Here is a 23,218-nt window from a genome sequence, read left to right as displayed (position 1 = left end):
GTGTATAAGAGCCCTCCTTTCCTCCCCGTGCGCGAATTCGGCGCGAAAATGGACACGGAACCGCGCTCTGGCACGGAATTCGTCATGCGAAGGGGTGCCTACTGGGAAAACCCCAGGTCGCGCAAATCGGCCAAGCGGGCGCAGCCCGATTTCGAGCCGATTCCGTGCCAGAACGCGGTTCCGTGTCCATTTCGGGCGCGAAATCCTGCACGCGGCTCAAACGGCCAGCATGGAAGCCGCTTACGCGGCGTGCCCGGATCCGCGTCTTCGCATGACGAGCGCTGCCATCAGGCACGCCGTCGCAAAGACGCCGAAAGCGGTCAAGCCCCCTCCGGGGGGGGGATGCAAAGGGACGAGGGATTGGGCGGTTTCAAGCGGTGAACGCACCTTGCGCCGCCTTGCGGAGAAGCTCCGCGTACGCCTCCGCCGGCATCCTCCACCCGAGCGTCTGCCGGGGGCGCCCGTTGAGCTGGTCCTGCATCTCCCTCACCTCCGCGTCGGCCACCGTCGAGAAGTCGGCGCCCTTGGGGAAGTAGTCGCGGATGAGCCCGTTGGTGTTCTCGTTGGTGCCGCGCTGCCAGGGCGAGTGGGGGTCGCAGAAGTAGACCCTCACGCCGGTCGCCTCCGTGAACGAGGCGTGCCCCGCCATCTCCGCGCCCTGGTCCCACGTGACCGTGCGCATGAGCGCCGCGGGCGCTCCCGAGACCATGTCGGCGAGCTCGGCGGTGACGAGCGCGGAGGGGTGGAGCTCCAGCCTTCTCGCCAGCAGCAGCCTCGACGTCCGCTCCACCAGGGTGACCAGGCAGCTCCTCCCGTCGCCGCCCACGACGAGGTCGCCCTCCCAGTGGCCCGGGACGGCGCGGCCGTCGGCCTCCCGGGGCCTCAGGGATATCCCGCACCCCTCGACCCAGCTCCTGCCCGCGCCGCGCCCGGCCGGCAGGCGGCTCCGGGGCAGGCGCGCCGTGCGCCCGGACCTCAGCGCCTTCTCGAGTTTGAGCTCCTGGCGCAGCGCCCCCTTCCCCTGCACGTAGAGCGCTTGGTAGATGGACTCGTGGCTCAACCTCATCCCTCCGTCCCCGGGGAAGTCCGACCTCAGCCGCTCCGATATCTGGCGCGGCGACCAGCGCAGCGCGAGCCTCGAGAGGACGTAGGCGCGCAGCGGCGCGCTCGCGTCGACCCTGCGCGCCTTGGGGCGCGCGGCATCGCGGTCGGCCGCCTCCTGGGCCGCGTAGGGGTCGTAGCCCCCGTTCGGGCCCCGGCGGCGGGAGACCTCCCTGCTCACGGTGCTGCGGGAGAAGCCTATCCCGGCGGCGATGGCCGCGTGCGCGAGCCCGGCCGCCAGGCCCGAGGCTATCGCCAGCCTCTGCTCGAGCCCCAGCCTCGAGGGGGCCCCGCCCCCCGGCCTCCTGTCCGCCACGGCGCCCCCGATCCACCCGGGGTGGAACCGCACCCCGGCCTCCCTGCACCACCTATGCACCGTCTGGCGCGAGACCCCCGTCTCGGCCTCGGCGCGACGGAGCGTGCAGCCGGTCTCGCGGACCATCCTCACGGTCTCGTGCCTCTTCCTCCTGCTGTAGCCCATTCTACGTCATCTCCCATCGTTCCGATGGTGCGATGACCGCTTGACTCCGCCCCGTCCCTTTGCCACAAAATGCGGCATCATCCCTCCCTGCCCCTTTGCACCCCTTTGTCGCTCGTGCATTCGCTTCCTCGTCCGGTTCGTCCGGCGCGTTCGCATCCGAGGCGAGCCGCCTTGGCGCGCTCGTCTAGCGCGACTCTTCGGCTGATTCCACCATGCGCATAAGTTCTTGCTGGGTGTGGATGTCGAGCTTGCGGTAGATGTGGCGAATATGGGTTTTGGCGGTGCCCTCGGAGATGTACAGCTTTTCCTGGATGTAGGCGGCGTTGTGGCCCTTTGCCAGGAAGAACATGACCTCCGTTTCGCGCGCGGATAGCAGGTAGGTGTTCGCCACGGTCTCGCATTTGGCGCGGAACCGGCCGCCGCGCGTGCGCTGGTCTTGCCGCTCGGGTGCCGATCGCATCGACATCGATGCGAGGCGCGACGCTGCGGGCGTGTTGAGCATGGCCCGCCGCGCCTCCGACGGCCCTTCGCTCTTCGGAGCGCGGGGGTTGCCGGGACGCTCGGAAGCGTTCGCATGCTCGGGGATGGCGGGACGCTCGGAGGCGCGGGGGATGTCGGAGCGTCTTGGAGCGTCCGTGCGCCTGGACGCGTTGGAGTGCACGGACGCGTCGGCGCACTCGAGGGCGTCGGAGCGCTCGGGCGCGCCCGCGCGTTCGTCGGGCCTTCCTCCGGCGTCCGCAGCGCTCTCCGCACCCTCGGTGCCCTCGGACGTCCCGACGCCGGATGCCGTTCCTTTGCCAGAGCGCGTCGCCGTCTCGGGCGCGTGCGGCGTGAAGGGGGCCACCAGATCGTTCTCCAGGCTGGCCGAAACTGCGCGCACTGCCGGACAGGGCACCACGATGGCCTCCACTTCACGCTCGCGCGGCAGTAGCGCATAAGCCACGGCGATGGCGGCGAACATCGACATGACGAGGGCTTGCTGGCTCATGAGGGTGTCGCCCGCCCAATCGGCGAGGACAACCGGGGCCAGCGAGCCGGCCATGATGCCCGCGGCCAACATGCCGCGCCCAAGCCCGAACACCAACACGGGCGAGATGCGGAACCGCTGCGCCAACATTCCGAAGAACATCCACATCATGGCCTCGAAGCACAGGTACCCGATGAGCAGCGCCGTGTCAGCCGCTAGGTTCGACTGGTTGCGCCCGAACGGCAAGAACAGCAGCGCGACCACGACGAGGGGGACGAGGGGACGGAAGTAACGGTTCCACTGGTCGTTCCTGCCCCGTGCGAGGATGCTCACCAGCACGGTGACGGCGGCGCAGCTGCTGGCCAATAGCAGGACGAGTTGGTCGCCTATCGTGGCTGCGGCCAGCACGGATTGGAGCGTCGTCTGCCGAAGCGCTCCGAGGACAAGCCCCATGATGGCGGTGGGAACGCCGAAGCGCACCAGGAACTTCACCCGGTTGATGGGCAGCGGCTTGAAGAGGGGCACCTCTTTGCGCTTCGAGTAGTGCAGCGGGATCTTGGACCAGAGGATGGCGCACTCGAGCAGCGGAAGGGCGGCGGTGGCCAGTCCCGAAAGCGGCGCGGGAACCGCATGCAGAAGCACCGCGTACACGCCCATGGCGATGGGGATGGAAAGCGCGGTGTTCAGTGCGATGGTGGAGGTGTCGTTTCTTGCGAACGCCGTTCCCCAAAACAGGATGAGCATCGACGACCCCAGGCCGGTCAGCACGCCGGATGCGATGTCGGCCGCCATGCTGCCGATGGGTCCGGTGAGCGCCAGGGTGGCGGTGCCGGCGCAACCGAGAACGCTTGCCCCCAGCAGGGTTTTGCGAGAGATGTAGAAATCGAGAAAGCGCTGGTCGGTTGCGGCGGCGAACAGCAGGCACGCGCTGTAGACGATGATGGAGATCAGATAGGAGAGGGTGATGTGGACGTCGTTCGGGCTTGCGAGGTACGCGGTGGTTCCGAAGATCGACGCGCTTCCGAACATGGAAGAGAACACCCATGCTTGGTGGAGCCCGTACCCGATGCACAGCAGGGATAGGTTTCCGAGGGCTCTGCCTTCGTCGACATGCGCGCTGAACGTGATGCGTGGAACGCGTAAACTCACTGCCCCCCCCCCCTCCTTTCTGCCGCTTCGCTCCCGGTGCGGCAGTTGTCCGTGCGACGGAAATGATAATAGTCGCTCTCACCTTTGTCGAGCGACGACGGCCCGTCCTTCTGACGTGACGAGGGGCGATGCTGAAAAATCATACGCAGAGGATGATGGGCTGCGCTTCTTTGCGAAAGCGAAACCGGGATGCGAGACGGTGCGCGGGGAGCGATGCCCGCGCAGCGGGGGAGCGGGAGTGCGGAACGGGCGCGGGACGGAATGCTTGCGCAGGGGGAGGGCGGTGCGGAATGGACGCAAGGCGCGATGCCCGCGCAGGGAGCGGCGCGGAGCGCGAAAGGCGACGGGGGAGGAAAGGGGAGGGAAGGGGCCGGCTGGTCGTCCGACCCCTTCCCTCTGCGGCGGGCTACGCCACCGTGATCACCACGCTGTCCCAGCGCTCGAGGACGGTGTCCTCGCCGTCGGTTCCCGCGCTGTCGTACGTGGTTTGCGTGCCCGGTGCCTGGCTTGCAGCCTTGTGCACCGTGCACGTGTACTGCTTGTCGGAAAGATCGTCCGCCAAGCTGGAGACGCTGTAGTCGTGGATGGCTTCCAGTCCGTTTTGGTTCTCGTTGGAAACCACGGCCTCCTTCAGGCAGTCGCCGACGGTGCTGCCTTCGGGAACCATGATGACCCCGGTCTTCACGCCTCCGTTCGATGCGGTCTCGTCCAGCGTGCACACGATCTCGATCGCGCCTTTGCTCTCCGTGGCCACAAGCTCGTCGTTGTGGACGTAGTAGAAGCCGTAGGCGGGAACCGCGACCAGTGAGCATGCGCCCACGAGGGCCGCTGCGACAAGGATCCTCTTGCCGCGAGCTGCGTTGGCCATAAGAGTTCCTTTCTGCAGGAGCCCCGCTTTTCGCAACGCGCCTTGGATTATAGGGTGCTGCTTCCTGGTCCGTCAAGCGCGGCAAAAGGGGACAGGGCTCGCGTTTTCGCATGTCAGACAGGGTGCGTATGATATCGGCCCCAGTTTCAGCCTTGCGGGATGATGCTTGCGCGCACGCGGTTCCTATAATCGACGAAGGCCTTGCGCGGCGGGCATCCCCCCCCCCTCCCCGCCCGCCGCGCGAGCGCATCTAAGCATTCGGAGAAAAGGCGAGAGGCGAGAAGGATCCGCGCGATTCGGTGCCCGCGGCATGCGGAGCGAGGAGCAAAGAGCGAGGCGCGCTGTGGCGTTATCGCGCGCGACGAGGAGGCAGGATGGCGAACGACGTGAATGAGATGTGGGACGGATTCGACGACGATTTCGACCCGTTGGCCGTGGACGACGAGGTCATCGACCAGGAGGATATGGACGACGACAACCCGCTTGACACGGTGGACTATCCCACCATGCGCACCATGCCCAGCGAGATGCGCCGCGAAAGCGTCTACACGCCCGAACGCATGGGCGGTGCCGAAAACGCGATACGCTCGCTTTTGGACCACAATCCGGGACGGCGCGCGGTGCTGCTGTCGATCGTCGGATGGTGCGCCGAGGGATGCCCCACCAGCGAGTTGACGCGTCGCGTGGACGAGCTGCAGCGCGACAACCGCTCGGTGTACGCGCCCACCACGCTGTGCCGGATGCTGGAGCGCGCGGGCGCTCTCGAGCTGGAGATGCCCGAGGTGGCCGACGCGTGCGAGGATGCGGCCGAGGGCGTGGAGTACCTTGAGATCAAAGAGCGCGTCGATCCGGTGTGGCGCGCGACCGCTGCGGGATTGGACGTGCGCGAATCGCTGACGCAGGGCGCGGCGTTTCGCGAGCTGGTGCTGGGGCGCGACGCGAAGTACGTGGAGGTGTACCGCGCGGTGATGGAGACCGTCGCCGCGGAGCCGCGCTCGAAGGCGTACATCGACGCGCTGGTGGACGCGTTTCCCGTCGTGCAGAGCCCGCGGCGCTTCGGTGGGCACTTCATCGACCTGTTGGAGCGCACCGATGCGCTTGAATGGAAGGATCGCGCGTGGCGGCTGACCGACCTGGGCCGCTCGATGCTGCCCGTCGTTCAGGCGATGGGGAAGGAGGACTGACCGATGGCCGACAAGATGCAGACGGAAGCGCAGGCGGCGACCTGCGCGGAGGCGCGTGCGGCGGCTCGAGTGGAGGCGAGGACGGCGCGGGAGCCGCATGCCGCGTGCGGGGAAACGACCGACGAGGCGACGGTCGATCTGGCAGAGCTGATGGACTTGCGGGCGCGCACCTACGGGATGCTCGCGCGGCTCTACCGCAAGGAAGTGGACAAAGAGGTGCTCGACGAGCTTCAGTCCATGCGGTTTCCCACGTCGACGGGCAATGCCAAAGTGGACGAGGGCTACCATTTGCTGTACGACTATCTGCGCACCGCATGGGATGACAGCGTCACCGAACTGGCCATCGACTACGTGCGTACGTTCATCGGCCATGGCGTGAACGGGTACTCGGCGGCGTATCCGTACGAGAGCGTGTACACCTCCGAGCGCCGCCTGATGATGCAGGAGGCGCGGGCCGAAGTGCTCCAGACGCTGCGCGAGAACAACCTCAAGCGCGGGAATTGGACCGAGGGCGAAGACCATGTTGCGTTGGAGCTTGAGTTCATGCAGCGCATGGCCATGCGCACCGCCGCCGCCCTGCGTGACGGCAACGAGGAGAGCGCGGCCGAATACGTGCTCACCCAGCGCACGTTCGCGCGCGACCACCTGCTGAACTGGCTGCCCATGCTGACCGGCGACATGCGCATGTTCTCGCGCACGACGTTCTACCAAGGGCTGGCGCAGCTGACAATGGGGTACGTGGAAGAGGATGAGGCCGTCCTGTCCGAGCTGCTGGACGGGTAGGGCCTCGGCTTGCCGCGCGGCGTCTGCCGCGCGGCGGGCGCCGTCTTCGCGATGCGGGGATGTGCGCTTGAGAAACGAGAAGGATTGCGAAGGCTCGAAGGGCGTGTCCGGACAACGGCATGCCCTTCGAGCCTTTCGGCGAAATTTCAGATGACGAGAAGCGCCGGTTTCGGGAAAGGGCGTTCCGATCTCGAAGAAGGGGACGCGCTTCTCGAATGCGGAAAGGCGCGCGGCCCCGCGTGTCGCGCAGGGCCGTGCTGCGGGCGCGTTAGTTCAGGCCGCGTTCGGACAGCAGGTTCTGGCCGCCGTTGGTGGTGGGCGCGGCGTTGCCCGCCTCGGCCAGCAGGCTCGAGGGCCGCACGACCGCGATACGTTCGCCGTTTTCGGATCGCACGCGGGTCACCTGCATTTTCGAGCGCTCCGCAAGCTCGAGCGACGCCTTGCTGAAAAACGAGATCACGAGGTGGTCGCGGGCTTTCGACGCGGCGTTGGCGAAGCGTTTGCGCTCCCGGTTCATCGTGCGTTCGCGCGCATCTTGCGTGCTGATCACCTCGAAGGCGTCGCGGCAGGGGACGAGCCCGTCCACCGCCGCCATGGCGAGCACGCGGTCGTACTCGGTGCCGCACAGGGCGTCGTACGTGGCCACGTGGAGGATGTGCGCTCCTTCGGGCCAGACGGGTTCGGTCGCGCTTGCGCGCGCCAGGCGGTAGAGGGCGGTCGCATCCTCGTCGCCGACGAGCGCGAAGGAGACGGCCTCGAATTCGGGCAGGTCGGTCGCGCCGATCGCGCGCATGAGCGCGAATCCGCGTCGCGCGGCGTTCTTCGCGATGAAGTCCTGCCCCTCGCGCCAGCGCCGCGCCAGAACGCCCGCGCGGAGAAACGGCTCTTCGCCCGCGCCGGTGCTCTCGGCCGCAGTGCGGCTTGCGGGGCCGTCCGCATGTCGCACCGCAGCGTCGCCTTCTACCGCAACTGCCGTGCGGGCGAGCGCGTCGTAGAGCGAGATGCCCTGCTCGTCTGCATAGGCGGCGAGGTTCGCCCAGGCGTCGCTGTTGGTGAGGTGATTGTCGAAGCCGCACCAGCTGCGCCAAGCGGTCAGGTCGCGCGGATCGGCCAGCAAGGCGAGCTTCGTGTACGCCACGAGCGCCCGCGCCCGCGCGCTGTCGCGCGGATCGCCGCCGATGGACGCCAGCGCCCCGGCGGTGGACACCTCGAATCCGCGCGTGCGCAGCAGTTGGGCCGCGAGCGCCGCCCAGCGTTTGGCGGGCACGAGCACGCAGGTACGGCTCTCGCGCGGATCGCTTTCGGCATCCACGAGCGAGCGGAGGTACTTGGTCAGGCCGTTCAGCTCGTCCTCGGGGGAGGTCCACTTCACCGCTTCAAGCTCGTTGTCGCTGGCCGGCAGAAGCGCGCGGGCGGCCTTGAGCGTCGGGTCCATGTCGCCTTGATCGCACAGCGCGTCGACGAACGCCGTGATGGCGGGCCGGGCGAACGCCCCTTCCAGGGTGAAGGTTCGCACATTGCGGCGAACGGCGTCGAACTGGGCGAACCCCGCAGGGTTGGGATAATCAGAGGCCGCCTCGACCGTCTGGTTGGGATTGCCCGCCACGATGAGCTGCGTGCCCGCCAGCAGGCACAGGCAGGTTTGCTGGGCGCGGCTGAGGTTTTGGAAGTCGTCGCACAGCACGTAGTCGTACGCCGCCCGCGCTTCGGCACCTGCCTCGCTTTTCAGGAATTCCACCGCAAGCGCGGGCCCCTCGTGGCGCACCATGGCGCCGCGCGAGACGAGCGTGCGGACGAGGTAGTCGAAAATCGTTTGCTCTTCGCCGCCGACGCACCATTCGCTTCGGGGACGGAGATCTTCCATCTGCCGGTAGAAGTGCTCCAACATGCGGCGCAGCTTGCGCAGAGGGGTTCCGAGCGTCTTCATATCCTCTACGAGAAAGAGGTATTCGGCATCGATCAGCACGCGCGGCACGCGCCTGGTCGCCGCGCGTGCGGCGGGGGAATCGAGTACGTCCGTGCATGCGCCGAGTGGCGTGCGCACGGGAATGCGGGCCGCCTCCTGCGCGCGCTGCTCGCCCGCAAGCGCCGCCAGGCGGCGGCGAAACGCTTGCGCCGCAAAGCCGTTCGTGACCTCCACCAGGATGGAGGCCGGATCGACCCCTTCATCCAGCAAATGCACGGCGCGGCGTGCGAGCGCCTCGGTCTTGCCGCTGCGGGCCGGCCCGTGCACCTTTGCGATGCGCCCGTCGAAGGATGCGATGACGTCTATCATGCGACGACCTCCTCTTCGGCACGCCCGTCGAGGCGGGTGGGCGCGACGGATTCGGCCGAATCGATGGGCTCGATGGATTCGACGAAGGCCGCGCGTGCCGAATCGAACAGGCGCGCGCCTCCGTCGGCGTATTCGATCTGCCACAGGCGATAGTCCAAGGCGAAGTCGGCCTCTTCCGGGGCGTAGCGATCCTCGATTGTCTCGCCGCCGTCCGTGCTACCCTCGGCGTCGCCCTCGTCGCTTTCGGTTGGGGCTTTGTCGAGGGCGTCTCGAGCGTTGGCTGCTTCGCTGGCATCGGAGACGGTGTCGGACCGCCTTTCGTCCGGCGTCGCCGCGTGCGCCATCAGCTCCGGAGACTCCAGAAACGCCTCTTCGGCCTCGCGTTCGGCGGCTTCCGCTTCGGCTCGGGCGCGTTCGGCCTCGGCCTGGGCGCGAGCCGCCTTTTCGGCCTCGCGCCGCGCTTTGGCCGCCAGCCCGATCTTGCGCTGTCGCTCGTACTCCTCGGGGGCGGGCATGCGCACGCGCTCCACGTTCTCGCCCAGTGCGTTGTTGCCGTAGGCTTCCCGCAGTGCGGTGATCGTCGCGTTGGCCGAGGGGTCGACGGCGCTCGTGCTGTCGCAGCGCAGCAGCACGGAAAGCTGGCCGTTTTGAAGGTCGAGCTCGTACCAGTCGAACATGAGCGGGTCGCGGCCCTCTTCGCGCTGACGACGGTTGAAGATGCGCATGTTGTTGCCCACCTTGCGCAGCTCGTTGCCGATCCAGCGCTCGATGACGTCGTTCCACAGCTCGTTCGCCCCCTCGTCTTCCGGGTCGAGGTAGCGGCGCGTTCCCATCTTCACGAGGAAGCGCGCGATGTTGCACGGCGCGCTCGCATTCGTTTGTGCGCCGGGGCCTTTCGCCGTGTCGGTGGCGATGTCCGTTTCGGCTGTCGAAGGGGCCTTGCCGCTCTCGCTGCCGACGGCGTGCGTGCTCGCGGCTGCCGCCGTGTCGGCGGGGTGCGTGCGCACGAGGGTTTGGCAGACGTGGGCGTAGCAGCGGCCGATTTCCAGGCGAAGCGCCTCGGAGTCGAGGCGCTCATCAATGTCGAGCACCAGCGTGAGCGATGGACGGGGTAGTGCCATGGTGTTTCCTCCTTTATATGATCTTTTCGATCATGAAATGTTTCACGTGAAACATTTCGAGCGCTGAACTGCCAACTTGCGAGGGTGGACGCGAAGCGGGGGCGATGCCCTCTTCTTGGCGGCCCGCGACGGCGGCTTGCGGCTCGTTCGCTCGCGGCTCGCCACGACCCGCTGCACGTTCGCTGCGGCCCGTTCGCTCGCGGCTCGCAGTCTGCCTCGCCCGTTGCGCGCCCTCCGCGGCCTGCGGCCTGTCGCGCGTCGCTCGCTTGCATCCTGCCGCAACTCGCCGCACGGCTCCGCGCTCCGCGGCTCGCGCGCTGCGCGTCGCGGGCTCGCGGGCTGTGCGGCGGTGGCATCATCCTCAGTATAAGCGCGCTTTTCCGCATGAAATAATCCGCTGGGTATGATATGCGCGAAATGAAGCATCCACCCCTTATGATTTGGGGTTTTGCGTTCTCCCTACAATACGGAAACGATCGGGCCGACCGTCGTCTGGCCATCCGGCGCGCGCCGTCAGCTGCTCGGCGCGCTGCGGCGGGGCGGCCCTCAATCAAGACGAAGGAATCGAGAAGAGGAAAGAGAGGAGGGGCATATGGCGAAACTCACGCTCACGCGCCGCAGCTTCTTGAAGGCTGCCGCTGTCGCCGGTGCCGCGAGCACGGTGGGGTTTGCTGCAACGCCGTCCACCGCGCTGGCCGAAGGCGAAGACGAATCCGCAGGAGAAATTAAGCGCATTCGTTCCTGCTGCCGCGCGTGCGGCAAAGTGGAGTGCGGCGTTTGGGTGACCGTGCAGGACAACAAGGTCATCAAGGTGGAAGGCGACGAGTCCAACGCCCATAGCCGCGGCCACTGCTGCGCGAAGTCGCAATCGTCCATGCTGGCCCTGTACCACCCCGATCGTCTGCGCTACTGCATGAAGCGCACGAACCCCAAGGGGGAGGACGATCCCGGCTGGGTGCGCATCACCTTGGCCGAGGCGTTCGACGAGGCGGGTGCGAAGCTCAACGAGATCGTGGAGAAGTACGGCGGCGAGGCCAACTTCGCCATGGGCGGCACCTCGCGCGTGTGGGCGCAGCCTCCGTACGGCACGTTGAAGTCCATCTTCCCCACGCCGAACGCGCATCTGGCCTACGAGATCTGCAAGGGCCCGCGCCACTTCGCCGGCATCCTCACCGACGAGATCGGCTCGCCGTGGATGGAGGTTGAGCAGGGCCCGCTCGTGTACGTGCAGTGGGGCACCGCAGCCGAGTACTCCAACTACGACTCCACGAACCGCACCGTGGTGGACTGCAGCCAGCGCGCCTACAAGCATATATTGGTCGACCCGCGCATGACCCCGCTGGGAAAGGAAGCCGACCTGTGGCTGCCCTTGCGCGTGGGTACCGACCTGTGCCTGTCGCTCACGTGGCTCAAGTGGATCATCGACAACGAGGCCTACGACGATTTGTTCGTGCGCCGTTGGACGAACGCCCCCTTCCTGTGGAACCCCGAGGAGGGCGGCCGCACGGCCAAGGGCTGGTTCATGGAGATGAACGGCGGCGTCGACATGGAGAGCCGCATCCTCACCGAGGCCGACCTCGACCGCGAGTGGGTGAGCCAGTGGTGGGAGCCGGCCGATCCGCAGTACAGCTACCGCCGCTTCATCTGCTGGGACGAGAACAACAACAAGCCCACGTACTGGGACGCCGAAGCCTGCCAGTGGGAGGGCGAGAAGCACAAGATCCCCACTACCGGCACGTGGATCGAGCACCCCTACAAGCCCATCATCGCCGACGCGTGGCTGCCCGACCCGTCGCACTTCGCCGACCCGGCCGATCCGGCCTACGACGCGTACTGGAACGAGGGGAACGAAGGCGGCGCGAAGTCCAACCCGCTCGGTCTGCCCAAGAACCCAGCGCTGTTCCCCGGCGGCGTGGAGATCAAGCTTGCCGACGGGCGCACCATCACGGCGGGCACCGTGTGGGAGGCGTTCAGCGACAGCCTGTCCGAGTACACGCTCGAGTACTGCGAGGAGGTCACCGAGGTTCCGGCCGACAAGATCGAGGAGGCCGTGCGCACCTACACCACGCGCCTGAACCCCCTGCACGGAAACGGCGGCATCCACTACCAGCTGGCCCCCGACCAGACGGGCCACGCGGTGCAGAACAGCCGCGCGCTGCAGCTGATCGCGTGCATCACCGGCAACTCTGACGAGCCCGCCGGCAACCGCGGCTCCTCCAAGGCCGAGGTGGACGGCTGCTGCGGCCGCGCGAACATGCTCAAGACCGACCATGAGCCCAAGGACTGGGGCATCCGCGAGGGCGTGGGCACCATGGAGCTGGGCAACACCCCGCGCGATTTGTCCGTGGAGGAGCAGATTCCGCTCATCCAGAACTTCGTGCAGTACCTCATCGACGAAGGCTCGCCTCTGGCCGAGCGCTACGGCAACCACGTTCCCTCCGACGAGGAGGCGCGCTGGATAGCCGAGCGCAAGGGCGGCGACTACAAGGGAAGCCGCGCGTGGCCGGGGCTGACCACGTCGTTCGACAGCAATGCCAAGCAGATCTCTGCCGAGCGCTTCCCGCTTCTGCGCTACTGGAACCGCTGGGCCGATTCGGCTGCCATCTGGGACTCCATCAACGAGATCGACACGCCCTACCAGATTCACGGCGGCGTGTGCATGTCCGGCGACTTCATGAACGAGTCCAACCTGCTCGAGGCGTGGGAAGCGCTCACGCGCCTGGACTTCTGGCTGGACTTCAACCTGTGGGCGTGCCCGAACAACGGTTGCGCCGACATCGTCATCCCGTGCCTGCATTGGCTCGAGGTGAACACGGGCCGCGTGTCGCAGGGTGCGGGTGGCATCTTCGGTGCCGGCCAGCGTGCGGCCGAGCCTATGGGCGACTGCATCTACGACCCGGTGGCCGTCATCTGCCTGCATCTCGCCATGGCCAAGGCGCTCACCGGCAAGGAGCATCCCACGCGTGCGGACATCCCCGCCGAGCGTCGGGCAGTGTTGTGGAACGACCGCGACCTGAACTACGATGGCTGGAACAACCTCGACTACAACAACTTCGTGCAGATGGGCGGCGACGTCACCTACGAGCAGCAGGAGTACCGCGTGCTCAAGGACGCCACCGACTGGTGGCGCATCGAGGAGTTCAAGGGCAAGGAGAACCAGCCTGAGCAGGTTATCCCCGCCTTCCCCGACTATGCGGCCGCCGAGCAGCCGGCCGAGCCCATCAACGACGTGGCCGGTCCGGACTTCCCCGAGTTCGCTGCGAAGTTCCAGGAAGAAGGCTGGTTCGACTGCCGCAAGTGGCATCCCGAGCGCTGGGGCACGTACCGCCGGTGGGAGATGGGCTATCGTCGCCAGCAGGGCGGCTACAACCTGTACGCGGCCATCGACGAGAAGTGCGGGTTCATGACCCCCACCGCCAAGGTGGAGGTGTGGTCCACCATCGCCGAAACGTACATCGGCGACAACACCGAGACGTTCGCCGCCACGTGCAGCCCCGACCGCGCGGCCTACGACGGGGCCATTCCCGACATCGACAAGTTCCCGCACTGGTTCGAGCCGAAGAACTCCAAGGTGCAGGCGCCGCAGTACTACCATGCCGACCAGGTCGATCAGATCACCACGACGGACGCCTACATCAACGACAACTACCGCGGCGATCATTTGCTGGAGGACTACAAGGCGGCCCTTGCCGAGCACGGCGACGAGCACGCATTCATCATGACGACGGGCGCGCGCCAGCCGGTGTACTTCCACTCCGAGCACCGTCAGCTGCCGTGGTGCCGCGAACTGTGGCCCAGCCCCCGTTTGGAGATCAACCCCAACGACGCGGCGCGCATGGGCATCGAGCAGGGCGACTGGGTGTGGATCCGCAGTCCGTGGGGCGCCATCCGTGAGGTGGCCGATCTGTACTACGGCATCAAGGAGGGCACGGTCAACGCGAACCACGCCTGGTGGTACCCCGAGATCGACACCGCCTCCCATGGCTTCGAGCTGGTCAACATCAACTGCTGCATGGACAAGTACGCCCAGTGCTGGGTGTGCGGCGCCTCCCAGCTGCGCGGCCTTCCGGTGCTCATCTACAAGGCCACCGAGGAGAACAGCCCGTTCAACAACCCGGTGCCATGCGATCCCGACGGCAACCCCGTCATCTCGAACGCGAACGACGAGCGTTTGAAGGAATGGCTGTCCAACGATCCGCGCCTGGCCGACTCGAAGGTGGAGATCACGTTCCACAATCCGCAGGCCACCGGCTTGCAGCCGTCCATCCAAAGCCCCGAGCTGTTTGCGAACGGCACGCTGAACAGCGGTTCGGTCGAGGTTGGAGAGCTGGGCCAGTATTCCAAGAACCATCAATAGGAAGGAGGTTGGTCAATGGCAAACTATGCGATCATCACGGATCTGAACCGCTGCACCGGATGTCTGGCGTGCACTGTCGCGTGCAAGGCCGTCAACGGCGTGCCGGTGGGCGACTTTTGGATCAAGACGTTGCGCGTGGGGCCGCATCCCAAGACGGACGGCGCCCAGTTCCCCGACGTCGAGATGTACTTCCTTCCCGTCCAGTGCCAGCATTGCGAGAACCCCGAGTGCGTGAAGGTGTGCCCCACGGAGGCGTCGCACATCCGCGAGGACGGCACCATCCAGGTGGACAAGTCCAAGTGCATCGGCTGCCAGTTCTGCGCCATGGCGTGCCCCTACGGCGTGCGCTACCTCAACAAGGAGGAGCGCGTCGTGGAGAAGTGCACGCTGTGCGAGCAGCGCATCTCCCAGGGCGAGCTGCCCCAGTGCGTGTCGCAGTGCGGCGCCCGTGCGCGCTTCTTCGGCGACCTTGACCAGGGCGTGGACAACTTCGAGGGGCCGGCTCATCCCGACAGTCCGGGTTGCCAGTACGACGAGATGACGCAGACGCGTGTGAAGCTGAAGGACTACGTGGAGGCGTACACCGAAAACGACATCCACTACCTCGTGGACGCAGGCAACAAGCCCAAGCTCATGTACCTCATGCGCGAGGGTCGGAAGTGGAGGGAGTAAGCTATGAATCCTGAATGGCCTCTGATCCTCTTCACGTTCTTCCTGTGCGTGTCCGGCGGCGTGCTGGGTGTGCAGGGTCTGCTGTGCGTGCTCGGCAAGGGCAAGAAGATGCAGCTTCCGTCGCTTGTCGTGTCGCTTGCGGCGCTGGCGGTGGGCGGCATCGCCGTGTTCATGCACCTGCAGCACTGGGAGCGCATCTTCAACGGCTTCGGGCACATCACGTCAGGCATCACGCTTGAGTTCATCGGCTGCATCGTGTTCTTCGTGGTGCTGGTGCTGTACTTTTTGTTCATGCGCCGCTCCGAGGACGGCATGGCGCCGAAATGGTGCGGCGTGCTGGCCATCGTCGCAGGCTTGGGGCTGCCGGCCCTCACGGGCGACAGCTACCTCATGCACGCGCTGCCCTCGTGGAACACGCCGCTGCTCATCGTGTACTACCTGGTGAACGCCGTGTTCATGGGCGGGCTGGCGTCTTTGATCATCGCCGGGGCGGTTGGCGATGACGACGCTTCGGGCCTTGCGACGAAGGTGGCGCTTGCGGGTGGCGTGCTGCAGCTGGTGGTCGTGCTGGCGTACGCGCTGGTCATCAACGGGTCGGCGGGTTTGTACTCGGCCGAGATCCAGTACTACTTCGACCCGACGCTGCCCGACGTGGCCATGGTCGATCGCGCTGGCATCGTGGGCAGCATCATCGCGGGCGATCAGGCCGTGCTGTTCTGGCTGGGCGCCATCGCGGTGGGCGTGGTCGTGCCGGCGGCGCTGGCATGGCTCGCGCTGCGCCAGAAGGCGGCGGGTACGAAGCTCGCGGGGTACGCGGGCGTGGCCGTTGCGTGCTGCGCCGTGGGCGGCATCGTGTGGCGCGTCATCCTCTACGTGGTGGCGATCAGCGTGTTCGCGCTGTACTAGGCGCGTTGAGGCGGGGCGCGTCGTGCGGCGCGCCCCGCGCTCCGCGGCAGACGGCGGGCGGCGGGTGCGGGGTCGTGCGGCGGCTCTTCCGCTCGCGTTCCGTCTGTTCGAGTGGTTTGACAAAGCCGTGCGTTTGGTGGCTGGAGGCGTTCTGGTCGGCGCTTTCGGCCGGTGGCATAGCGCGGCGCAGCGCAGCGCGAGGTTCGTGCAGCCTCCCTGCGCTTTTGCGGAAAGGCATGCCTCCCGCCCTCCGGTTCGCGTTGAGCGCGGAGAGGGCGGGCGGCGAGGCGGCGCCTCTGCCTCTGCGGCGCGTCCGCAGGAAGGGCGGCGGTCGCGCGCGCGTTTTGAAAACGCATGATGGAGGGGGCTGGGCCTCGGTTTGCGGCCTCGCTTTTCGCGGCGCGGCCCGAGCCCCTTCATTTATGCGTTTTGATGGGCCCCGTTCGGCTGCGGCCGAGGGCGGGCACGGGGTTGCGAATGGCGAAGAGGAGACGAGCTATGAGCGAAGACGAGAGGGTTGCGAGCGCGCGATCCGCTGCTGCGGGGGAGCGCGAATCCGCACGACCGTCCAAGGGCGCGGGTGCCGATGCGGGCGCGCCTTCCGCAAGAGACGGCAAGGTTAAGGCCAAGCGCGCCAAGGAGCCGATGGGCGTGTCGCGCCGGTCGCTGCTCATCGGCGCGGGCGGCACGGCGGCGCTTCTCGGCCTGGGGGCGCTGCGCTACGCGGGGCACAACCCGCTCGTGCGCCCGCCGGGAGGGCAGGACGAGTCCCACCTGGTGAGTGCGTGCGTCCGCTGCGAGCGGTGCTACGAGGCGTGCCCGAGGCGTGTCGTCGTGCCCGCGCATATCGAGGACGGCCTTCTGGGCATGCGCACCCCGGCTTTGGATTTCAGCTCCGGGTGGTGCGACTTCTGCACCGGGGAGAACGGGGGCGTGCCCCTGTGCGTCGAGGTGTGCCCGACCGAGGCGCTCAGGCTGCCCGAGGGGGCGACGGCCGAGGGCACCGTCCTGGGGCTGGCCGTGATCGACGAGCAGCAGTGCCTGGCGTTTCGCGACACCGGCTGCCGCTACTGCTACGACGCGTGCGTGAACGCCGGATACGACGCCATCGAGCTGTCCGACGGGGGCGCGAATCCGCATCCGCGCGTCATAGCCGACAAGTGCGTCGGCTGCGGCGCCTGCGAGAGCGTGTGCGTGTCGCTGACGACGGGCTCCATCGCCTCCGGGGCGACGGAGCGCGCCATCGTCGTCCGTCCGTTGGAAACGCTGTGAGGGGGGCCGGGTCATGAAGGCAAGCAAGGTTCGCGTGGTCGTGGCCGCTGTCGTGTTCATCGTCCTGTGTATCGGGCTGATCGCCGGCGTCCAGCTGGGGACGCTGTCGGGCTTCGGGTGGGGCACCATCGCGGCCCTGTGCCCGCTGGGCGCGCTCACCACGATGATAGCGACGAAGGCCCTCGTGCCGCGCGCCGTCGTGTCGCTGGTGGTCATGGCGCTGCTCGTGCTCCTGGTCGGGCGGGCCTTCTGCGGCTGGGCGTGCCCGGTGCCGCTGCTCGAGCGCCTGCGCGGCTTCTTCCGCTCGCCCAAGAGGCGCCGGGAGCTCGAGCGGGCGCGCCGCGAGGAGATCCAGGGCGCCGCGAAGTCCGAGCTGGGCTGCGGCCGGGGCTGCGGATCCTGCGGGGGCTGCAAGGAGGTGCGCGCGAAGCTCGACTCGCGCCACTACGTCTTAGGAGGCGCGCTGCTGTCCGCCGCCGTGTTCGGCTTCCCGGTGTTCTGCCTGGTGTGCCCCATCGGGCTCTCGTTCGCCACGGTGCTTTTGCTGTGGCGGCTGTTCGCGGCGGGAGACATGACGTGGTCGGTGGTGCTTATCCCGGCCATGCTGGTCGTCGAGCTCGTGCTTTTGCGCAAGTGGTGCTCGCGGATCTGCCCCCTGGCGGGGCTCATGAACCTCGCGTCGCGGTTCAGCCGCACGTGGAGGCCCGTCATCGACGACGCCAAGTGCCTGGAGACGGCCAAGGGGACCCCCTGCTCGCTGTGCGCGGTCGCCTGCGAGGCCGACATCAACCTGCGCCATCCGGAGCTCGGGGAGCACTCGCTGGCCGATTGCACGCGCTGCCGCGCGTGCGTGGACGCGTGCCCCTCGGGCGCCGTGAGCATGCCGTTCCTCGCGCGCAAGGGCGCGGGGGCGGGGCCGTCGGCCGTGCGGATCGCGGACGGGGGCGCGGGCGCGGCTGGTGCGAGCGCGGGACCATCGGTTGCGTGGATCGCGGATGAGGGCGGCGCAGACGCGGGCTCGTCGGCTTCGGAGGGCGCGGCCGGCGTTGGCGCGTGCGGTGGCGCTGCGGCTGCAACGGCGCTGGCGGCAAGCGATGTGCGGGGCGCATCTTCAAGTGCGAGCGGTGGGGAGGGGGCTGCGGCGGCTTCGATGGCGTCGACGGCTTCGACGGGCGATGCTCGGCTGGACGGCGGCGGGAAGGAGTCGGTGCGATGACGGTCGGCCTGTGCGCGGCTCCCGCGGCGCGTTCTGCGAACGGGGTTTCTGCGGTCGATCTGCCATCTGCGCTATCGGCGCAGCTTTCGGATTCAGCGGGGCTTGCGGGCTCTGCGGAGCTTCCTCTTCCCCAAGCTTCGCCTCACCTGCCCGCCGATGCACCTCAGCGCCGCATTGGCAGTCGCAGCATCGTGGGCGTGCTGGTGGATGTCGACAGCGTCGCGATCCGCGTGCGCCAGGAGCGCTGCGCCAAGGTGCGCAACCGCAACGTGGCGTGCCTGAAGTGCGCCGAGGCGTGCACGTCGGGGTGCATTGCCCTCGTCGACGACCGGCTTGTGGTGGACGCGTCGAAGTGCGTGGGCTGCGGCACGTGCGCCACGGTGTGCCCCACCTGCGCGCTTGAGGCGCGCAATCCCAGCGATGCGCAGCTTGCGCGGTCGTGCTTGTCCGCACGTTGCGGCGGCGAGGTGGTCGTTGTGTGCGAACAGGTGCGACAGGCGCTCAAGGGTCTGCTCGACGAGAGCCGTGCGGCGGCGGTGGTGTGCGCGGGTCGTATCGACGAGGCGCTTGCGTGCGAGCTGGCGGCTGAGGGCGTGCGGCGCGTGCACGTGGTGTGCGGACGATGCGACCGGTGCGACCAGCGGCACGGGCTGGACGTCGCGCGCATGGTGGCTAAGAGCGCGAACGACCTGTTGAGTGCATGGCGAAGCGATGCGCGCGTGCTCGTCGAGCAGGAGGTTCCCGCTTTCGCCTTGTTCGACGGTGCCGATGCCGAGGATGCGCGTGCGGCGCTGGAGGCGCGCTTCGCGCGGCACTGCGGCAACGAGCCGTTGCGCGCGTCGGGCGAAGGGTCGGACTTCTTTTCGCCATCCTTGGATGTCGAGGCACCTTCTGTATCTGCGCCCGCTTCCGAGCCGTCTTTCGATGCTGCATCGGTGCTCGCAGTCGAATCTGCTTCCGGTTCCGTGTCTGCGCAAACGCCCGCTCCCGCACCGGACTTCAGGCTGCGCGTCATGGAGGACGGCACGCTGCCGCATTTCGTTCCCGACCGGCGCGAGCGCTTGCTCGACAGCCTTGCCCGCCTCGGCGATGCCCCGTCGGGCACGCTGGCGAGCCGCCTGTGGGGATGCGTGGTCATCGACGGGACGCGCTGCTCGTCGTGCCGCATGTGCGCCACGTTCTGTCCGACGGGAGCCATCCGCAAGTTCGACGAGGAGGACGGCACGTTCGGCGTGCTCCACGCCCCGAGCGATTGCGTGAAGTGCGGAAGCTGTCGCGACGTGTGCCCGGAGGACGCCATCGTTTTGCGTGACGAGGTGCGCGCCTCCTTCCTCGTGGAAGGCGCGGCGCATCGCTACGTCATGCGCCCGCGCGCGGTGGAGTTGGGAAACGCCCAGCAGATCGTCAACACCCTGCGCGAGCGCATGAAGGGCACCGACCTCTTCGAGAGGTGAGCGATCGAGGCGAATCGCTCCAAAGGGGCGCCCTCTCGCGTGGCCGCCGCGCTTTTGGGGCGCTTGCGGGTTTGCGAGCCGCTTGGGGCCGCCGTCTTGCGGACGCGACTGGCGGCGAGAGCGCGCCGTGCGCGCAAACGTGCGTTTTCTGGCCACGAAACCGCGTTCTGGCACGAAATCCGGCCCGTTTCGGCTCAGGGGAGCCCTTGCCCGCAAGAAAACCCCAGGTCGGCTCTGCTCAACAGCGCCCGAAGCGCCCTTCCGCGTGCCAAAACGCGGTTTGGTGGCCAGAAAGCGAGCCGTTTTCTGCAGAGCGCGACCAGTCTCGGGTTCGGAGTCGGCGCGCTCGAAGGGCGCCAAAGGCAGGGTGGCAAAGGGGCGGGGATAATGTCACATTCCGCAAAGTGGCAGGGCGTGGCAAGTCTTTTGGGAATGTGACATTATCCCCGCCCCTTTGCCACCCTTTGCCATCCGTCAGGGCTTTCGCCCTTCCTTTCTTCCTCCGCATTCGTTGTGTCGTGCGTCGCAGAACGCCTTGCCGCGCGCAGCGGGACATACTCGCTTATGACGATGCCGGCGAAGATGAGGGCGAATCCGGCAAGCAAGAGGGGGCTGAGCGTCTCGCCCAAAAACGCCACGGAGAACGTCACGCCAAACACCGACTCAGTGGCCAGGAACAGCGACGCGGGTGCTGGCTTGACGTGCGCCACCGCGATGTTTTGCAGCAGCAGCGCGATGCACGAGGCGAAAACGGCCAGGTAGCCAAGGCTTGTCCACGTGTCTGGGCCGAGCGCGAGGAAGTTCGGCACCGGCTCGAATGCCGCTCCCGACGCGAACCCGAGCACTCCCGCCACAAGAAACTGCACCACGGTGAGCAGCGCCATGTCGCATCCGGGCGCGAATCTGGCGGTGTAGAGCACGTGGAAGCTCAGGAACAGGGCCGACAGCAGCGTGACGAGGTCGCCGAAACCCAGCGAGAACCCCGATGCCCCCGCGAACGACACGCAGCCCACGCCCGCAACGCAAGCCAGCGCCGCCGCGATGTTGCAGCGGGTCGGGCGAGGACCGCGAAGCGCCCAGCCGAGAAACGGGATGATGACGCAGTACAGCGATGTGAGAAACGCGCTGTTCGAGGCGGTGGTGTCGGTGAGCCCGGTGGAGTTCGACCAGTACGACAAGAACAGCATCGCGCCCAATGCGGTGCCTTTCCTCAGGTGGTCGAGGTCGAGCGAGCGTTTGAGGCGCGGCAACAAGACGATGCCCAGGATGATGCCCGCTGCCGTGAACCGCACGCCCACAAGCCATGCTGGCGGGAACGTGTCGACGGTCGCCTTGATGACGACGGTGCCCAGCCCCCAAATGGCCGCCGCCGCAAGCAGCAGCGCTTTGTAAGTCCACAAAGGGGCAGGGGCGTGTCGGAAAAGTCGCGTCATGGGCGGCATCATAGCATGGCTTTGCCGCAGTGCGAAGCTTTCGTGCGGGAGCGCGAGGGGGTATGCTTACCGGTTGCGAAAAGGATGCGCAGGGGTGCGGGGAAGCGGACGTGGGCGCGGGCTGGCTGGCCTCGTGGTGAACTCTGCTCGCCGCGGCGCGTCCGTCGCGGGGCCCGCCCTCTGCGGCGCGTCCGTCGCGGGGCCCGCCCTCTGCGGCGCGTCCGTCGCGGGGCCACCCCTCTGTGGCGCGTCCGTCGCGGGACCCCGTCCTGCCGCGGTCCGCCCTCTGCGGCTGCGCCCATCGCGAATCCAGCCCTGCCGCAGTCTCCCGTTTCTGCGGGTTGCGTTCTTTGCGATTCTCGTGCTTTCGCGCCTGTCGCATTTCCGCAAACGCAACAGGGCCTTGCTGCGCTTCCTTTTTGCAATCGCCCGTCCGCGTTACTCTTCAAACAGCGCGATGACGTCGGCTTTCGATGTGGTACCCAATTTGGCGTACAGGTGACGCACGTGCGTCTTGACGGTGTTCTGCGAAAGGAACAGCTGCTGCTCGATCTCGGCGCGGCTTTTGCGTTGCGCGATGAGCGCCATGATCTCTGCCTCGCGCGCAGTGAGGCCGTGACGAGCGGCGATGTCGTCGCAGCGCGCCATAAACCGCTCGCGCGGTCCCGGCACGTGCAGTCGTCCGTCGAGGGGGATGCCCGACGCGCCCCAGTCGCCGTTCACGGCTTTCTCGCTCGTCCATATGAGCGCGCACAGCAGCACGAGCGCGATGCCTCCCAGCGCCATGCCCACGAGCAGCGTGGGATCGTCCAGCAACCCGCCTTGGATCAACGTGCGACGAACGGTGGCGCCTGCGAAGATGGCGGCTTCGCTGAGGGCGCGCGCGATGGCGAACAGCCTGAGCGTGGGCACTTCGAACCGATACGCGATGTTCGCAAGCACCAGCAGCACGAAGATGGTGAACCACACGTATGCGAGTTTGATCAGAAACGACACCACGAAGCCCCATTCGGGGTTGGCGAAGGGGACGAGCGCCAGCGCCACGACGGAGAGCGGAAGGCCCATCTTCGCAAGAAAGCGCACGTCGATGCGGTTTTTACGCGTGAGGGCCATGACGATGACGACGATGCCGGCCAGACCTGTCGCCACGACGCGATGCACCGCTCCCATCCACACGGCTCCCGGTATGAGCGAGCCGGCCATGCCCGACAGCAGCCCCGCTGCGGCCATGATGCCGAGCAGCTTCCAGGGGAGCGGGTGGCGCACGCCCGTTTGCCGGGGTCGCTCGGCGGGCAGGAGCCGGAAGCTCAGCAGTACGCACGCAAGCGAGACGAGGGGCAGAAGCGCGGTGGCGAGGATGGCGTACGGCGGTCGCATCGTGCTGACGACGAACGATGCGACCGCCGCCACGATGCAGGACGCTGCACCGTACATGAGCGTCTGCATGCCTCCCATCTGGCTGTACGCCTCGGCCCAGAGGCAGAAGAGGAACGCTCCGCCGATGGCCGTCACCGTGGCGGCGGCGAACACCGCAGCCGTAGGGGCGCCGGCGGGGATGAGGCCGAGGCCTGCCGTCATCGTGCCGAGGGCGGTCAGGCCGACGAAGCAAGCGCTCGTTTTCACGAGGCGGCTCAGGCGACCGATGCGCGAGGCGAGCAGCGCGAGCACCACGAACGTCCCCACGTCTCCCAAGCGCATGCCGTTGTCGAAGGCGTCGCGCAACCCCTGGTCGAAGCCGAGGCCGGGGAAGATGGACGCCACGTGTGTGCAGCAAAGCCACGCGATGAGCAGGCCCATTCCCAAAAATCGCAGAGGGTAGAACAGGCGGGACAGCGGTTCGTCTTCGGTTGGCTGGTCGTCGGGCGCGAGTGCGCGCACCACGTCGCTTGATTTCACGGGCGTCTCCTTTGCCGTGCCATTGTACCAGGAGACATGCGCTGCGGGGCCGGGTTGGGGGGGGGGTCGGTGCGGGTGCGAAG

15 protein-coding genes are annotated in these 23,218 nt (G+C 67.4%); 8 read left to right on the top strand and 7 right to left on the bottom strand.

Annotation, left to right across the window (positions count from 1 at the left end; genetic code table 11):
• Positions 1-370: 370 nt before the first annotated feature.
• The 3 genes from C2L80_RS08555 to C2L80_RS08545 all read right to left on the bottom strand — a co-directional run bounded on the left by C2L80_RS08555 (position 371) and on the right by C2L80_RS08545 (position 4,566).
• Positions 371-1,582: an IS30 family transposase gene (locus C2L80_RS08555; protein WP_087198395.1), complete on the bottom strand. Its 1,212-nt coding sequence runs from the start codon at positions 1,580-1,582 to the stop codon at positions 371-373.
• Positions 1,583-1,766: 184 nt separating this feature from the next.
• Entirely contained in the window at positions 1,767-3,698 is a 1,932-nt protein-coding gene (locus C2L80_RS14365) for a helix-turn-helix domain-containing protein (RefSeq protein WP_087198397.1), read from the bottom strand.
• Positions 3,699-4,104: 406 nt separating this feature from the next.
• The gene (locus tag C2L80_RS08545) at positions 4,105-4,566 is read right to left on the bottom strand and encodes a hypothetical protein (RefSeq protein ID WP_087198399.1); all 462 of its coding nucleotides are present in this window, start codon (positions 4,564-4,566) and stop codon (positions 4,105-4,107) included.
• Positions 4,567-4,940: 374 nt separating this feature from the next.
• Between C2L80_RS08545 and C2L80_RS08540 the strand changes: the two genes are divergently transcribed.
• Both C2L80_RS08540 and C2L80_RS08535 read left to right on the top strand, forming a co-directional pair.
• A complete protein-coding gene (locus C2L80_RS08540; RefSeq protein ID WP_087198401.1) occupies positions 4,941-5,750 on the top strand; it encodes a hypothetical protein in 810 nt (269 codons plus the stop codon).
• A gap of 3 nt (positions 5,751-5,753) precedes the next feature.
• Positions 5,754-6,533, top strand: coding sequence for a TorD/DmsD family molecular chaperone (locus C2L80_RS08535; protein WP_224759138.1), 780 nt, complete (start codon positions 5,754-5,756; stop codon positions 6,531-6,533).
• 268 nt (positions 6,534-6,801) lie between these two features.
• Here C2L80_RS08535 and C2L80_RS08530 read toward each other — a convergent pair whose 3' ends face one another.
• Together C2L80_RS08530 and C2L80_RS14090 are read right to left on the bottom strand one after the other, a co-directional pair.
• On the bottom strand, positions 6,802-8,808 hold the full coding sequence (locus C2L80_RS08530; RefSeq protein WP_087198403.1) for a UvrD-helicase domain-containing protein: 2,007 nt from the start codon (positions 8,806-8,808) through the stop codon (positions 6,802-6,804).
• The gene (locus C2L80_RS14090) at positions 8,805-9,929 is read right to left on the bottom strand and encodes a hypothetical protein (RefSeq protein ID WP_087198405.1); all 1,125 of its coding nucleotides are present in this window, start codon (positions 9,927-9,929) and stop codon (positions 8,805-8,807) included. The genes C2L80_RS08530 and C2L80_RS14090 overlap by 4 nt, the downstream gene beginning before the upstream one ends.
• Positions 9,930-10,521: 592 nt before the next feature.
• Between C2L80_RS14090 and C2L80_RS08520 the strand changes: the two genes are divergently transcribed.
• The 6 genes from C2L80_RS08520 (at position 10,522) to C2L80_RS08495 (ending at position 19,806) form a co-directional block, all read left to right on the top strand.
• Positions 10,522-14,286, top strand: a complete 3,765-nt coding sequence (locus C2L80_RS08520) for a molybdopterin dinucleotide binding domain-containing protein (RefSeq protein WP_103263017.1) — start codon at positions 10,522-10,524, stop codon at positions 14,284-14,286.
• Between the two features lie 15 nt (positions 14,287-14,301).
• A complete protein-coding gene (locus C2L80_RS08515; protein WP_087198409.1) occupies positions 14,302-14,958 on the top strand; it encodes a 4Fe-4S dicluster domain-containing protein in 657 nt (218 codons plus the stop codon).
• Positions 14,959-14,961: 3 nt separating this feature from the next.
• A complete protein-coding gene (locus C2L80_RS08510; RefSeq protein WP_103263016.1) occupies positions 14,962-15,864 on the top strand; it encodes a dimethyl sulfoxide reductase anchor subunit family protein in 903 nt (300 codons plus the stop codon).
• Positions 15,865-16,509: 645 nt separating this feature from the next.
• Positions 16,510-17,136, top strand: a complete 627-nt coding sequence (locus tag C2L80_RS08505) for a 4Fe-4S dicluster domain-containing protein (RefSeq protein ID WP_103263018.1) — start codon at positions 16,510-16,512, stop codon at positions 17,134-17,136.
• 13 nt (positions 17,137-17,149) lie between these two features.
• Complete coding sequence (locus C2L80_RS08500) at positions 17,150-18,352, top strand: 4Fe-4S binding protein (protein ID WP_103263015.1); 1,203 nt, start codon at positions 17,150-17,152, stop codon at positions 18,350-18,352.
• Positions 18,349-19,806: a 4Fe-4S binding protein gene (locus C2L80_RS08495; protein ID WP_103263014.1), complete on the top strand. Its 1,458-nt coding sequence runs from the start codon at positions 18,349-18,351 to the stop codon at positions 19,804-19,806. The genes C2L80_RS08500 and C2L80_RS08495 overlap by 4 nt, the downstream gene beginning before the upstream one ends.
• A gap of 440 nt (positions 19,807-20,246) precedes the next feature.
• On the opposite strand, the gene C2L80_RS08490 is transcribed toward C2L80_RS08495, so the two are convergent.
• Positions 20,247-21,239, bottom strand: a complete 993-nt coding sequence (locus C2L80_RS08490) for a DMT family transporter (protein WP_092198062.1) — start codon at positions 21,237-21,239, stop codon at positions 20,247-20,249.
• Between the two features lie 438 nt (positions 21,240-21,677).
• The gene (locus C2L80_RS08485; RefSeq protein WP_103263013.1) at positions 21,678-23,135 is read right to left on the bottom strand and encodes a LuxR family transcriptional regulator; all 1,458 of its coding nucleotides are present in this window, start codon (positions 23,133-23,135) and stop codon (positions 21,678-21,680) included.
• Positions 23,136-23,218 lie beyond the last annotated feature (83 nt).

This window comes from Rubneribacter badeniensis (assembly GCF_002899695.1).
Taxonomy (GTDB): Bacteria; Actinomycetota; Coriobacteriia; order Coriobacteriales; family Eggerthellaceae; genus Rubneribacter; species Rubneribacter badeniensis.
This window is presented reverse-complemented; position numbering and strand designations above follow the sequence as displayed.

Bases quoted from the DNA above. Each gene is read 5' to 3' on its own strand.
- C2L80_RS08500 (WP_103263015.1), top strand. From the start codon at position 17,150: ATGAAGGCAAGCAAGGTTCGCGTGGTCGTGGCCGCTGTCGTGTTCATC.
- C2L80_RS08555 (WP_087198395.1), bottom strand. From the start codon at position 1,582: ATGGGCTACAGCAGGAGGAAGAGGCACGAGACCGTGAGGATGGTCCGC.
- C2L80_RS08545 (WP_087198399.1), bottom strand. From the start codon at position 4,566: ATGGCCAACGCAGCTCGCGGCAAGAGGATCCTTGTCGCAGCGGCCCTC.
- C2L80_RS08510 (WP_103263016.1), top strand. From the start codon at position 14,962: ATGAATCCTGAATGGCCTCTGATCCTCTTCACGTTCTTCCTGTGCGTG.
- C2L80_RS08535 (WP_224759138.1), top strand. From the start codon at position 5,754: ATGGCCGACAAGATGCAGACGGAAGCGCAGGCGGCGACCTGCGCGGAG.
- C2L80_RS08530 (WP_087198403.1), bottom strand. From the start codon at position 8,808: ATGATAGACGTCATCGCATCCTTCGACGGGCGCATCGCAAAGGTGCAC.
- C2L80_RS08505 (WP_103263018.1), top strand. From the start codon at position 16,510: ATGGGCGTGTCGCGCCGGTCGCTGCTCATCGGCGCGGGCGGCACGGCG.
- C2L80_RS08540 (WP_087198401.1), top strand. From the start codon at position 4,941: ATGGCGAACGACGTGAATGAGATGTGGGACGGATTCGACGACGATTTC.
- C2L80_RS08520 (WP_103263017.1), top strand. From the start codon at position 10,522: ATGGCGAAACTCACGCTCACGCGCCGCAGCTTCTTGAAGGCTGCCGCT.
- C2L80_RS08490 (WP_092198062.1), bottom strand. From the start codon at position 21,239: ATGACGCGACTTTTCCGACACGCCCCTGCCCCTTTGTGGACTTACAAA.
- C2L80_RS08495 (WP_103263014.1), top strand. From the start codon at position 18,349: ATGACGGTCGGCCTGTGCGCGGCTCCCGCGGCGCGTTCTGCGAACGGG.
- C2L80_RS14090 (WP_087198405.1), bottom strand. From the start codon at position 9,929: ATGGCACTACCCCGTCCATCGCTCACGCTGGTGCTCGACATTGATGAG.
- C2L80_RS08515 (WP_087198409.1), top strand. From the start codon at position 14,302: ATGGCAAACTATGCGATCATCACGGATCTGAACCGCTGCACCGGATGT.